The sequence below is a fragment of the Pseudoalteromonas sp. BDTF-M6 genome, from assembly GCF_018334135.1.
Lineage (GTDB): Bacteria > Pseudomonadota > Gammaproteobacteria > Enterobacterales > Alteromonadaceae > Pseudoalteromonas.
Genome location: NZ_JAGXTQ010000001.1, coordinates 924022 through 936470, shown reverse-complemented (window position 1 = coordinate 936470; position 12449 = coordinate 924022). Strand labels below are relative to the sequence as shown.

General features: G+C 50.8%; 12 protein-coding genes. 7 read left to right on the top strand and 5 right to left on the bottom strand.

The genetic code is table 11. From position 1 onward, the window contains the following. Window positions 1-23: 23 nt before the first annotated feature. The 3 genes from KD147_RS04205 (at window position 24) to KD147_RS04195 (ending at window position 2178) form a co-directional block, all read left to right on the top strand. Window positions 24-539: a GNAT family N-acetyltransferase gene (locus tag KD147_RS04205; protein WP_212547011.1), complete on the top strand. Its 516-nt coding sequence runs from the start codon at window positions 24-26 to the stop codon at window positions 537-539. 504 nt (window positions 540-1043) lie between these two features. Continuing rightward, on the top strand, window positions 1044-1598 hold the full coding sequence (locus tag KD147_RS04200) for a cytochrome b (protein ID WP_212547010.1): 555 nt from the start codon (window positions 1044-1046) through the stop codon (window positions 1596-1598). A gap of 1 nt (window position 1599) precedes the next feature. Beyond that, window positions 1600-2178: a YceI family protein gene (locus KD147_RS04195; RefSeq protein ID WP_502710213.1), complete on the top strand. Its 579-nt coding sequence runs from the start codon at window positions 1600-1602 to the stop codon at window positions 2176-2178. Window positions 2179-2195: 17 nt separating this feature from the next. Here the strand turns inward: KD147_RS04195 and KD147_RS04190 are convergent, their stop codons facing one another. Next, the gene (locus tag KD147_RS04190) at window positions 2196-3053 is read right to left on the bottom strand and encodes a TIGR02285 family protein (protein ID WP_212547009.1); all 858 of its coding nucleotides are present in this window, start codon (window positions 3051-3053) and stop codon (window positions 2196-2198) included. A 206-nt stretch (window positions 3054-3259) separates the two neighbouring features. On the opposite strand from KD147_RS04190, the gene KD147_RS04185 reads away from it, so the two are divergent. Further along, entirely contained in the window at window positions 3260-4450 is a 1191-nt protein-coding gene (locus KD147_RS04185) for an isocitrate/isopropylmalate family dehydrogenase (RefSeq protein WP_212547008.1), read from the top strand. Between the two features lie 22 nt (window positions 4451-4472). Here KD147_RS04185 and KD147_RS04180 read toward each other — a convergent pair whose 3' ends face one another. The 3 genes from KD147_RS04180 to KD147_RS04170 form a co-directional block, all read right to left on the bottom strand. After that, entirely contained in the window at window positions 4473-4862 is a 390-nt protein-coding gene (locus tag KD147_RS04180; protein ID WP_212547007.1) for a hypothetical protein, read from the bottom strand. 104 nt (window positions 4863-4966) lie between these two features. Further along, window positions 4967-5899: a LysR family transcriptional regulator gene (locus tag KD147_RS04175; RefSeq protein WP_212547006.1), complete on the bottom strand. Its 933-nt coding sequence runs from the start codon at window positions 5897-5899 to the stop codon at window positions 4967-4969. Window positions 5900-6106: 207 nt separating this feature from the next. After that, complete coding sequence (locus KD147_RS04170) at window positions 6107-7348, bottom strand: coiled-coil domain-containing protein (RefSeq protein WP_212547005.1); 1242 nt, start codon at window positions 7346-7348, stop codon at window positions 6107-6109. A 175-nt stretch (window positions 7349-7523) separates the two neighbouring features. Between KD147_RS04170 and KD147_RS04165 the strand changes: the two genes are divergently transcribed. Continuing rightward, entirely contained in the window at window positions 7524-8492 is a 969-nt protein-coding gene (locus tag KD147_RS04165; protein WP_212547004.1) for an NAD(P)H-quinone oxidoreductase, read from the top strand. Window positions 8493-8536: 44 nt separating this feature from the next. On the opposite strand, the gene metG is transcribed toward KD147_RS04165, so the two are convergent. After that, entirely contained in the window at window positions 8537-10570 is a 2034-nt protein-coding gene (metG, locus tag KD147_RS04160) for a methionine--tRNA ligase (protein WP_212547003.1), read from the bottom strand. A 168-nt stretch (window positions 10571-10738) separates the two neighbouring features. Here metG and apbC point away from each other — a divergent pair, with 168 nt between their 5' ends. Both apbC and dcd read left to right on the top strand, forming a co-directional pair. Beyond that, window positions 10739-11824 carry an iron-sulfur cluster carrier protein ApbC gene (gene apbC / locus KD147_RS04155; protein WP_212547002.1) on the top strand — a complete coding sequence of 362 codons (1086 nt, stop codon included), beginning with the start codon at window positions 10739-10741 and terminating at the stop codon, window positions 11822-11824. A 2-nt stretch (window positions 11825-11826) separates the two neighbouring features. After that, window positions 11827-12417: a dCTP deaminase gene (dcd, locus tag KD147_RS04150; protein ID WP_105189543.1), complete on the top strand. Its 591-nt coding sequence runs from the start codon at window positions 11827-11829 to the stop codon at window positions 12415-12417. Window positions 12418-12449: the final 32 nt, after the last annotated feature.

The following is a 12449-nucleotide window of genomic DNA, read 5'->3' as shown; positions in this document are numbered from 1 at the left end:
TTTTTCGTTTTAGGGATATGACAATGCCATTAGCCTCCTTTAAATCACCCAGACTCGAACACCAACCCTTGCGTCAAGCGCATTGGCCGCTGTTTGTAGCGCTTCATCAAAATCAAGAAGTGATGCGCTATGTGGCCGACGTACCCTCATACGCACAGATTAAAGAGCGCTTTGAAGCGCGCTTGGCGTCGCAGGCAACAGCCGATAGCTGGCATATCTGGGCCATAATCAACGAAGATGGCCAGGAAATCGGTGTGACTGGCTTTTTACCCCAAGAGAGACAGGGGGCTGAACTGGGATTTTTACTTCTGCCCGAGTATCAAGGCCGGGGTTATGGCCAGGAGTCATTACAAGCCTTACTGACCCATGGCGAGCGGCGTTTTGCAATTGCACAATATCGGGCTACGGTTACTGCAGGCAATCTGGCGTCGCGAGCACTGTTGCTTAAATGCGGCTTTATCCAGCTCGCCAGCGCCCGCAATGGCTATTGTATTGACGGCGTTGAGGTTGAGGACTGGTTATTTCAACTGAGCTTGTAATCGCAGTAAACGTTTTTTTATTGTGCATATACGCACAGAGCCTAGCGCCATGGTGCCATGTTCACGGGCGTAACGCTGGGATAAGCTAGAGTAAATAGGGTCTGTTTATCTTTGCGGTTTACTTTATGTTCAATCTAAACGCATTCTGATGAATATAATCACTGATTTATGTGGTTAAATTCATCCATGAAGCTTGGTTACATCGCGCATCCATGCGCTCACCTCGCTAAGCTGCGAAGCATTGCTTCGGTCTTGCTCACCTATGTACATAGCGAGCAACACAGAGCAGGATGCGTTTAGATGAACCCGTAGGGCAGCGCTTGTAGCGCATTTCTACTGTGTTGTTACATGTTAATGTACGCCTACATGGATGTAGGCGGTAGAGCGACGCAGGAGCCAAAGCCGAGAATAACTACACCACACATGTGCCGCCTTGTATAAATACACTACAAACTGCTGCAGAAACGAACAACAAAGGTCAACAGACCCTAAGGAGTAAGAAGTATGTTGAATAATACCGAGCATGGCTATGGCTGGATGCACATTGCCTTGCACTGGCTGGTGGCTCTTGCCGTCTTTGGGCTGTTTGGCCTGGGTCTGTATATGGTCGAATTAAGCTATTACGACAGCTGGTACAAGGGATCGGTTGACCTGCATAAAAGCATCGGCCTGACATTGGCGCTGCTTTTTGTGCTGCGGCTAGTGTGGCGCTTAACTCAGGCACGACCTCAGCCGGTGGACAGCAGTTTAACATGGCAAAATCGCGTGGCGCACTGGGTTCATATCACGCTCTACCTGGTGTTGATTGTGGTTATGGTTTCCGGGTACCTGATCTCAACCGCCGATGGCCGTGGTATCGAGGTATTTTCCTTGTTTAGCGTTCCCTCGCTAGGGGAGTTTGTCGACAACCAAGAAGATATTGCCGGTATGGTGCACGAATACGCGGCCTGGAGTCTGGTTATTCTTGCTGGCTTACATGCCCTGGCGGCCCTTAAACACCATTTTATTAATCGTGACCATACGCTGGTGCGTATGTTGAAAGCGAAAAAAGGAGATTGATGTGAACAAAGCTCTGACTAAATTAACTATGGCTGCGGCCTTGGTGGCTGCCAGCGGTGCCGCCAGTGCGGCGGATTATGTTATCGATACCCAGGGAGCTCACGCCTTTGTGAATTTTAAAATTCAACACCTTGGCTATAGCTGGTTACATGGGCGCTTTAACACCTTTTCCGGTGACTTCAGCTATGATGCGCAAAAGCCCAATGAGTCTCAAATCAAGGTGGTGATCGACACCGCCAGCATCGACTCAAACCATGCCGAGCGTGATAAGCATTTGCGCAGTGCTGATTTCCTGAATGTGAAGGCACATCCTAAGGCCACCTTTGAAAGTACCAGTATCGAGTTTACGGACGCCGATAATGCCAAGGTAACCGGTGAATTCACTCTCAATGGTGTGACAAAAACCATCAGTTTTGATGTTAACAGGGTGGGTGAAGGTAAAGATCCGTGGGGCGGCTATCGTGCCGGCTTTAACGGCCATACACGCTTTGCCTTGGCCGATTATGGTATCGAGCAAGACCTGGGTCCGGCATCAACCCATGTGGAAATTGAACTCTCCATTGAAGGCGTACGTCAATAACCTTCTTTCTCACACGCCTACAGCGCTTGTTGTAGGCGTGGCTTCAGCGCGGTGGGCAACCATTGCAACATCACCTCCTTGTACGCCCGACTGCTTACCACCTGTTGCAGTGCCGGTGCTAAAATCTTGACCTGCTGTTGACCTAATTCATTGTTACTACAGGCAATATGGCCATAGCTTAAGGGCGGCGCTTCAGTGATAGGGAAAATACTGAGCTGCTCATCTAAACCCATTTTTTCGCTAAGGTACTGAAATTCACTGGGGTAACTGAGCAAAATATCGAGCCGCTTTTTGGCCAACATATAGGTCAGGCTGGCAAGTACATCGCGCCCGGGCCGGGTTGTTAACTGGGACTTAGGCACCTGGGCTATCACCTCATCCAATTCATTGCCATAGGAGCGCCCCATGGGCAGGCCTAAACGCAGGCGATGTTCACCGAGTAATTTGGTTAGAGATTGGGGGGCTCCCGCAGTTAAGCCTAATTGTTGCGCCACCTCTTTGTGCATAACCAAGGCCGGTGACAAGCCTATGGTGGAATAATGCTCACTAAAGTGCAGATCCATCAGCCGTTGACTGGTTTTATATAGAGATAATAAGCAGTAAGTGCTTTGTGTATGGCGCAGCTCGGTGAGTAAATGACTACTAGGGATAGCCATAAAATTAAAGTGATATTCAGGCAGTTGCTGCTGTAGCAAATTGATCACTTGTTCATCGCGGCCTTGACCGGCATTGGCACCATTGAAAATATAGTAGGGCTCGAAATCCAGGGTCAGCCAGGTGATGGTTTTGCTGCTTTGCCCATGGCTGGCGCTAGAAACAATCAGGGTGAAGCACAGACACAGGCTTTGTTGGAGACGTTGTCGGAGATACCACATACAAGTTACCGCTAATGCAAATCAACTCTTTGAGTCTAGCATCGCTATGACCCCAGGCACATGAAATATATATAAAAATGTAAATATCTTGGTCAACACTAGCCCATTGTGGCTATTAATACCATGAATAATCAACACGCTAGCTTGAAATTAGCAAAGTAACTAAGACCTTGGTATAACTAAAAAAACAATCTTTCGGAGCCCCTATGGCAAAAGCACAGAGCGTGGCGGTAGCCTATATTGACGGCGATGGCATCGGCCCCGATGTGATGCCCATGGTGCGAGAGTTAGTGGACCTCGTGCTCGAGCGTTGCTATGGCGGTGAGCGACAAATTCACTGGCACTGCTTATTGCTTGGCGAGCAGGCGGCGCGAGAGGGCGATGGAGAATGGTTCCCACAGGCCACCATATCGGCACTGCGTGAACTCAAGGTGGCGTTAAAAGGGCCGATGAGCAGTGCCATTGGCGGCGGCTTTCGCTCATTGAATATTGCCCTGCGCGAAGAGCTGGATTTATTTTGTAACATGCGGGTGATAAAGGCTTTACCCGGTTTGCCTTCGGCGCTAAAAAACTCCGAAGGCATTGATTTGGTTGTGTTTCGTGAGTGTAGCGAAGACAGCTTTGCCAGCATTGAGCTGGCTGCCAACAGTCCAGATGCCGAGCGCCTCATCGAGGTGCTGGAGCAGGAGCTGGGATATCATAGATTAAGGTTTGTTGATAATTGTGCCTTGGCCATCAAAAATTGCTCACAGGCGGCCACCGAACGGCTGATCAAAGAGGCCGTCGATTACGCCATCAAACAGCGGCGCGCCAAAATTACCCTGGTACACAAAAGCAATGCCTGGCAGCTCACCGAAGGACAATTCCAGCGCTGGGCCCTTGATTACCTGCGTAAAGAATATCAGCTAACGGTGAGCGAGTGTAAACAGCATTATCTCCTGCACCTATACGATGGCGCCCAGATCCAGGTTGAACAAATGATGTTGGATCAGGTGATGCAGAGACTGCCACAACAAGCCGCCACCTTTGATGTAATGGTATGTAACAACCTGGCAGGGGATCTGCTGGCCGACTTGGCGGCATCCCTGGTGGGCGGAGTTGGTATAGTGCCCAGTGTGAACTGTAACCACGAGTTGGCACTGTTTGAACCCAGCCATGGACCATTTCGGCGCATTGCCGGCAGCGGTTTGGCCAATCCCTGTGCCAGTGTGTGGGCGGCCGTACTGATGCTGCAGCATTTGCAGTTGGACAGGGCGGCCTCGAGCCTGTTCAGTGCCTTAACACAGGTGATTGCCAGCCATGAGCAGTTGTTTCAACTGGATACGCGACATAGCTTAGAGCAGGGCGTGCCGACCAAGCAGGTGATTGCCGCCCTGATAAAGGCCTTGCCATGCTAAACAAAGCCTGGGTGATATTTTGTTAAGCGGCAATCGCTCCTTGCAGTAATTGACGAGCGCGCACTCGCGCAGGCTCCTGGCTGCCAAGGCGCGGTGCCAGGCCCAGCTCGTCAAGCATGATCAGCAACATGCTCACTGGGATAGGGCAATTGTTTTCATCGAGAATATCGGCCTGGGTGTTACTCACGCCGGCGGCATTAGGGTAATGTTCGCGCAGTGCATCCAAGGTCAGGCTGTTGTCGCCACAAGCACGGCAGCGGCCACCAAACTCGTCATTGAGCTGTGCAAGTGCTTGATAAAATTCCTCAAGATTCATAGGCGAAGCGCAGGCTTGCAGCTGGGCGCGAATGAAAAGATCTAACTCGGTGTTAATGTGAATGCAGTCGTAATGTTTGTATTGGCGTCGTAGCATGGGTGCCTCCATCGGCTTGTTGTTGCTATAACTCTACCTTAGAAGGAATTACTCTATTTATGAAATGGATGATATCGATATCAGGTATTGATACTGTAAATTATCTAGGTGTAACTTTGTAATTGTTGCCGTAACCAGATATGGGCTGGGCTATGGTGCACCAGTGGACTCCATAGCATGGAGACGCCAATTGGGACAATGGGAAAGGGAACGGCACACAGGGCTAAGGGGGCGTTGCTTTGAGCGATAACATGCTCTGCCAGGCGCCTTGGTAAAGTGGCGATGAGCTGTGAGTCGGCGCACAATGCGGGGATCAGGCTGTGATGGCGGGCATAGACACGAATATTACGACGCTCGCCAAGTTGAACAAGCGCCTGATCGACCCACCCCAGCTTTTGTGGTTCGCGATTTTTGATCATTGGCTCGGGGCCAAAGCCGCTGCGGTTCAGCCATACATGCGGGTTAGCCAAATAGGTTTCGAGATCCAGGTGTTGTTGTAAAGGGTGCGCCTTGGCGGTCAGGCAGCAGTAATTGTCTCGCCACAGCGTGGCCTGATGAAACGAGGCGGGCATGCGGGTAAAACGGTCGATGGCGATATCGACCTGTCCATGTTCAAGCTCGCTTAAGGTGACATCACTGGGGTTTATCAGATCTATGTTGATACCCTGGTAGGCGCTGAGCACCTCGCTGATAAAGGGCACTAACAGGGAAGCCACCAAAAACTCATTGGCCATGATACGAAAGGTATGTTCGCTGCGACTGGGGTCAAAGTCTTGTTCTTGCGTGGTGATCGCCTGCGCCAAGGTAAGAAAGTGTTCCAACTGTGATTGCAGGGCCAGCGCTTTTTCGGTGCACATCATGACACTGCCGCTACGAACCAGTAACGGGTCGCCAAATAGGTCGCGCAACCGCTTCAGGGCGTTGCTCATGGCACTTTGTGTCAGCGCCAGGCGGTTGGCAGCGCCGGAGACACTGCGCTCCTCAATAAGGATATGCAAATACACCAATAGATTAAGATCGACCTGACGTAAGTTCATACTTTATACACAAAAATAGTACCTAACTCATACTCTATCTTAGCCGTGATGATAAAGCTAACCGCAGCAACGGCTTAGGGTATTTTCATTGCTGATAATCAGTATTTGCCGCTGCATGGAATAGCAGAAAAAGGAAATTGGAGGGAAAGTTGCGGTGATGGCAGAGGGCATAAACGGTAAAAAGGCGCCAACTCGGCGCCTCAGTATTTATGCACTTTGGGCTGAGCTCATGCCATCACCCATGTACTTTTTTGCTTCTTCGTCATCCTCCGAGCGTAAACGCTCAAGCTCGGCATGGGTTTCCGCCAGGCTTGATTCCAGTTCGCTAAGACGGCTCTGCGCCAGGGTCGCACTCTTAGACAGGCGCTCCAGCGTTGACGTTGAATTTTGCTTCAAGAAGGTGATCTGTTCGCCTAGGCGTTTATTCTCATCAATAATACCCTGAGCTTCAGAGTCTTTATTCGCTAAGCGCTCTTCGAGCTCTTTGATCTTCTGCTGGAATTGATCGTTACTGGCGGTCAAACGCTCGATGGTGGACGCCGAGTTATTCTTTAAGAAACGTACCTGCTCATGCAGTTTTTCATTATCCTGCTGCGCTTGCGCATGCGTCTCTTTAAGCTCTTGCAGCTCTTGCGTTTGGCCTTTATTTTGCTCACGGAGCTGGCGAATGTCTTCACGCTGGCTTTCCTGGTGCTTGGCGGCAATGGCGCTTTGTTCCTTGAGCATGCTATTTTCATTTTTCAAGCGCTCAACCAAGGGCTGTTGTTCTTCCAGTTGCTTTTGCAGACGTTCGATCTGAACGTCGATATCCGATCTTTCTTGTTCTAGCTGGTTGTACTTATGAGCTAGTTCATCACGTTGCTGCAGTAATTCATCGCGCTCTTGGGCTAGGGCGGCATAATCATTATCGAAGTTATCGATACGCTGTTGCAAGGTGGTAATTTTTTGTTCGTTTTCTGACTGGGCTTCTTCAAGTTGCTGCTGAACGCCAGCGAGCTTATCTTGATGTTGCTCAAGTTCGGCCGCCTGGGCATCGATCTGCTCCTGTCTGGCGGCAATCTTTTCGCTTAATTCTTCTTTTTGCTGGGATAGTTGCTGATACTGCTGTTGCAAGTTATCTAGGCTTTGCACCGCGAGTTGCTCGGCCTGGATCATCTCTTCTAGCTGCGCCTGTACCGGGGCGAGCTGGGCATTGGCAAAGGCTTGAGATTGTGCCTTAAAAGCCTGAACAAACTGTTCGGAGAACTCAAGATCGACCTCGCTCGCCTTGACGGGCTCTTGCGTGTCTTGTGGACGGGCGGAGCGATCCTCGCTGCGCCATTGGCGGTAATGTTCTAGCACGCTCGAACGGTCTCCGTTAACACGTTGTAATAAAATTTCCAGTGTGATTGGTGTACCGGCGCGATGCAGCTCATCACAAACGGCTTTAATTTCATTATATTGAGTCATCAATCTATCCTCCCAGCAGATATTTAGGATAGCATTAAAACAGCCACTGGCTAGAAAAATATAAGAAAAATATTCTAGTTAATTTTGCAGCGACAGCTAATAATTACTATTTTAGTTGTAGTTCTATCCTTACAGGTACTACCTCAATCATACTACGACAATTTGGTATTACACAATGCTAACAATTGATTTAAATGAAAATAAACAGCTAGTTATCACCGAGTCAGCAAAGGTTCAGACAAAACAAGGGCAATTACTGATAAAAGTGCTCGCAGCGGGCGTTAATCGCGCCGATTTATTGCAGCGTCAGGGTAATTACCCACCACCGCCAGGGGACAGTCCCACTTTAGGATTAGAAGTGTGCGGCGAAGTGGTGGCCGTGGGCGAGGGAGCCGACGGCAAGTGGCAGGGTCAACAGGTGATGGCGCTGTGCGCTGGCGGTGGCTATGGTGAATATGTGGCCGTGGATCAGGGTCATTGCCTGGCGTTACCGCCTAACTTCAGTGCCGAACAGGGGGCCGGCTTTTGTGAGGTTTTCTTAACCGCATTCGATGCCTTGCGCCAATATCCAGGATTTGGTGTCGACCATACCCTGTTAATACATGGTGGTGCCAGCGGGGTCGGAACCGCCGCTATCAAGCTGGCCAAGTATTTTGGCGCCAAGGTGGTGGCCACCGTTGGCAGCGAACAAAAACGCCAGGCCTGTTTAGCACTCGGTGCCGATACTGTGATTAATTATCGTCAATCCGATTGGGCAGACACCATGCGTGCCGAGGGCCTAAGTGCCGATGTGGTTATCGACCCTGTTGCCGGTGACTATCTTAACAGAGACCTGAAGGCCTTGGCCCAAGACGGTAAAATTGTGATCTTAGCCCTGCTTGGCGGACGCTATTGCGAACAATTGGATGTTGCCAGGGTCTTGCAAAAGCGCGCATCCATTATCGGCTCTACCCTACGTAATCGCAGCAGCGAGTATAAATCGGCCTTGGTAAAAGAGCTGCAGCATAGGTGTGAAGCGGGCATGCTAAGCGGTGAGTTAACGCCGGTGATCGATACGGTTTACCCCTGGGAAGAGGTGGAACAAGCCCATCAGCGTTTAGCGCAAAACGCCAATATAGGTAAGGTGATCTTGATGCATAAATAGAAAAGGCCAGCATTAAGCTGGCCTTTGAATCTGTGTACAGACGCTTACATCACGCGCATGCCCGGCTTGGCACCGGCATGAGGTTCAAGAATGTAGATCTCATCCTTGCCAGGGCCTGCAGCCAGCACCATGCCCTCGGAAAGGCCAAAGCGCATCTTACGCGGCTTCAGGTTGGCAACCATTACGGTGTGTTTGCCAATCAGCTGCTCCGGGCTGTAGGCCGATTTAATGCCGGCGAATACCTGGCGCTGCTGACCACCCAGATCCAGGGTCAGTTTAAGCAGTTTGTCGGCACCTTCAACATGCTCGGCGTTGGCGATGAGGGCTACGCGTAAGTCCACCTTGGCAAAGTCATCAAACTCGATCTCATCCGCCAGCGGATCTTTTGTCAACTCGCCGTTGTCGGCTACTTGCTCCAGTGCTTGGCTTTGTGGCGCCAGGCTTTCTTTTGATTCATCGACCATGGTATTAACCTTATCCATTTCGACACGCTGCATCAGCGCTTTAAATTTATTGATAGGCTGACCTAGCAGCGGCTTATCGACACTATCCCATGCCAGATCATCGTTTAAGAAATCGCTGACGTTGGCGGCCATGCCCGGCAAAATTGGGCGCAGATAGGTCATCAGGATACGGAACAGATTCAGACCAACGCTGCATACCTCATGGGCTTGCTGCACCGTGTCTTCGTTTTTAGCCAAAACCCAAGGCGCTTGCGCATCAATATATTGGTTTGCTTTATCGGCCAGGGCCATAATGGTGCGTACCGCACGACCGAATTCACGGTTTTCATAGTGTTCGGCTATGCTTTCTTTGGCCGCGGCAAACTCGGCCAACAAGGCCGGCTCGGCATTGGTGTTGCTTAGCTTGCCATCGAACTTCTTGGTGATGAAACCGGCACAGCGGCTGGCGATATTGACCACCTTACCGACAAGATCCGAGTTAACGCGCTGGGCGAAATCTTCCAGGTTTAAATCCAAGTCGGTAATGCCACCGCTAAGTTTCGCGGCAAAGTAATAACGCAGGTACTCGGGATCAAGGTGATCTAAGTAGGTACGGGCTTTGATAAAGGTGCCTTTTGACTTAGACATCTTGGCGCCGTTAACGGTTACAAAACCATGGGCGAAGACATTGGTCGGCTTTCTAAAACCGGCGCCTTCAAGCATGGCTGGCCAAAACAGGCTGTGGAAGTAAATAATGTCTTTACCGATAAAGTGATACAGCTCAGCGTCGGAATCTTCGCGCCAAAAGGCATCAAAGTCGATACCGTTTTTATCACACAGGTTTTTAAAGCTGGCCATATAGCCGATAGGGGCGTCCAACCACACATAGAAGTATTTACCCGGTGCGCCTGGGATTTCAAAACCGAAATAAGGCGCGTCGCGGCTGATATCCCACTGCTGCAGGCCATCGGCAAACCACTCGTCAAGCTTGTTGGCCATTTCTTCCTGAATACTGCCCGAATGCAGCCAACCTTTTAGCATGCCCTCAAAAGCAGGCAGGTCGAAGAAGTAATGCTCGGAGTCGCGCAGCACTGGGGTGGCGCCTGACATCGCAGAGCGTGGTGATTTCAGTTCGGTCGGCGAGTAGGTGGCGCCACAGACATCACAGCTGTCGCCGTTTTGGTCTTCTGCATCACAGCTTGGACAGGTGCCGGTTACGAAGCGATCCGGTAGGAAGATTTGCTTTTCCGGGTCAAATAACTGCGAGATGGTGCGCTTTTTAATATAACCACCGTCGTTAAGGCGGTTATAAATAAGCTCGCTTAGCGCCTTATTCTCATCCGAGTGGGTGCTGTGGTAGTTATCAAACTCGATATTAAAATCGGCAAAGTCACGTTGGCGTTCAACGCTAACCTTGGCAACCATTTCCTCAGGGCTGATCCCTTGTTTTTGTGCATTGAGCATGATCGGCGTGCCGTGGGCATCGTCCGCACACACATAATAGGTTTCATGTCCTTGGGACTTTTGAAAGCGAGCCCAAATATCGGTTTGAATGTACTCAAGCATGTGGCCCAGGTGTGTAGGACCGTTTGCATAAGGCAGGGCGCTTGTAATGAGAATTTTTCTCTTTGCCATAAGGTGCTTATTCCATCTCAGATAGGATCACCCAGATCATCGACTCAAGGCGCTGTAGCGCGATGAAGTTTCGGTGCCTAGGGTGAATAGACTGGTGTTAATGCCCTGAATGTTACATAATTTGGCGGCACATTTCATTACGCTTCTTTAATTATTTATGCAGTTACTATGTTTGGATTAGGCTCAGGTAAAAAACCCTCTTTGTTTTCAAAACGCCGGGGTTCACAATGGCAGGAAGAATATAGGCAACATCTGGGTCGCTATCGCAGCGCCGCCTTTCCCGCAGGGGTGCCAGAGACCGCGGTACAGGCCAGCAGCGAGCAAGGTTTATGCAAGCTTGTTATGCCCTTTGCCTGTGCTCAAGAAGCGCCGGATCTCGGTGCCTTTCTAAGCGAGCAATTGAGCCGCCTGATACAGGTGGCAATCGACGTTCAGTTGGCTGAAAAACCGCGATTTGCCAACATCAAACACATTATTATGGTCGCCTCCGGCAAGGGCGGTGTGGGTAAATCCACCTGCGCCGTCAATTTGGCCATGGCGCTGCGCCATGAAGGTGCCCGCGTCGGTATTCTTGATGCCGATATTTATGGTCCTTCTATTCCCTTGTTATTGGGCCTGCAAGGGCAGAAACCTCAGGCCAAAGACGAGAAAACCCTGCTGCCCATGAGTGCCCATGGCTTAAAAGCCCAGTCCATAGGCTTTTTGGTGGACCCGGACGATGCCACAGTTTGGCGCGGGCCCATGGCATCACAAGCTCTGGTGCAACTACTGAATGAAACCCAGTGGGGGGAGCTGGATTATTTGGTCGTGGATATGCCTCCAGGCACTGGCGATATTCAGCTGACCATGTCGCAAAAGGTACCGGCATCGGGGGCGGTGATCATCACCACCCCCCAAGATTTAGCCTTGGCCGATGCGCAAAAAGGGGTGGCCATGTTCAACAAGGTGAACGTGCCCATTATTGGTTTGATGGAAAACATGAGTCAATTCCAATGCCCTCACTGTGGTGAGTCGAGCCATATCTTCGGCGCCGACGGTGCGGTGCAACTTTCGCAGCGCTACGGCGTGCCTATCTTGGCGCACTTACCGCTGGCGATGGAAATTCGCCAGTGCTCGGAGCGCGGCGGTGACCTAAACGAGCAAGATCAAAACATGGCGGCACATTTTGCCGCGGCGGCTCGCCTGTGTGCCAGCCAACTCTATTATCAACAAGGCGCTCAACAGGGCGTAGAAATTATTATAACGGACGACTAACCATGCGTTTATCAGATACCCATATAAAAGAATACCTAAACGATCAGCGCATCGTGATCACCCCGCAGCCCGACGAGCAGATGATCTCAGGCGTCAGCGTCGATTTGCGCCTGGGCAATAAATTTCGCGTGTTTCAGGATCACTGTGCGCCGTATGTAGACTTAAGCGGCCCTAAAGAGCAGCTTAATGCGGCGATGGAGTCCATTATGAGCGATGAAATCGTCATCAAAGAGGGCGATGCGTTTTTCCTGCACCCGGGCGAGCTGGCCTTGGCCATTACCTATGAATCTGTGACCCTGCCGGCGGATATCGTTGGTTGGCTCGACGGTCGTTCGTCATTGGCCCGTTTGGGTTTGATGGTGCATGTGACCGCACACCGCATCGATCCGGGCTGGAGTGGCAATATCGTGCTTGAATTTTATAATTCCGGCAAGCTGCCTTTGGCGCTGCGCCCGAATATGAAAATCGGTGCACTGAGCTTTGAAACCCTTTCTAGCCCGGCGGAAAAACCCTATAACGCTCGTGTAGATGCCAAATACAAGGGCCAAAACAGTGCCCTGGCAAGCCGAATTGGTGATGAAGGCCAGCAGTAAGCTCGCTTCCTGTCTCTTGGCCGCCCAAGTCT

Excerpts from the sequence above, each read along its gene's own strand:
- KD147_RS04205 (WP_212547011.1), top strand. The coding sequence starts at position 24 with ATGCCATTAGCCTCCTTTAAATCACCCAGACTCGAACACCAACCCTTG.
- KD147_RS04200 (WP_212547010.1), top strand. The coding sequence starts at position 1,044 with ATGTTGAATAATACCGAGCATGGCTATGGCTGGATGCACATTGCCTTG.
- KD147_RS04190 (WP_212547009.1), bottom strand. The coding sequence starts at position 3,053 with ATGTGGTATCTCCGACAACGTCTCCAACAAAGCCTGTGTCTGTGCTTC.
- KD147_RS04185 (WP_212547008.1), top strand. The coding sequence starts at position 3,260 with ATGGCAAAAGCACAGAGCGTGGCGGTAGCCTATATTGACGGCGATGGC.
- KD147_RS04180 (WP_212547007.1), bottom strand. The coding sequence starts at position 4,862 with ATGCTACGACGCCAATACAAACATTACGACTGCATTCACATTAACACC.
- KD147_RS04175 (WP_212547006.1), bottom strand. The coding sequence starts at position 5,899 with ATGAACTTACGTCAGGTCGATCTTAATCTATTGGTGTATTTGCATATC.
- KD147_RS04170 (WP_212547005.1), bottom strand. The coding sequence starts at position 7,348 with ATGACTCAATATAATGAAATTAAAGCCGTTTGTGATGAGCTGCATCGC.
- KD147_RS04165 (WP_212547004.1), top strand. The coding sequence starts at position 7,524 with ATGCTAACAATTGATTTAAATGAAAATAAACAGCTAGTTATCACCGAG.
- metG (WP_212547003.1), bottom strand. The coding sequence starts at position 10,570 with ATGGCAAAGAGAAAAATTCTCATTACAAGCGCCCTGCCTTATGCAAAC.
- apbC (WP_212547002.1), top strand. The coding sequence starts at position 10,739 with ATGTTTGGATTAGGCTCAGGTAAAAAACCCTCTTTGTTTTCAAAACGC.
- dcd (WP_105189543.1), top strand. The coding sequence starts at position 11,827 with ATGCGTTTATCAGATACCCATATAAAAGAATACCTAAACGATCAGCGC.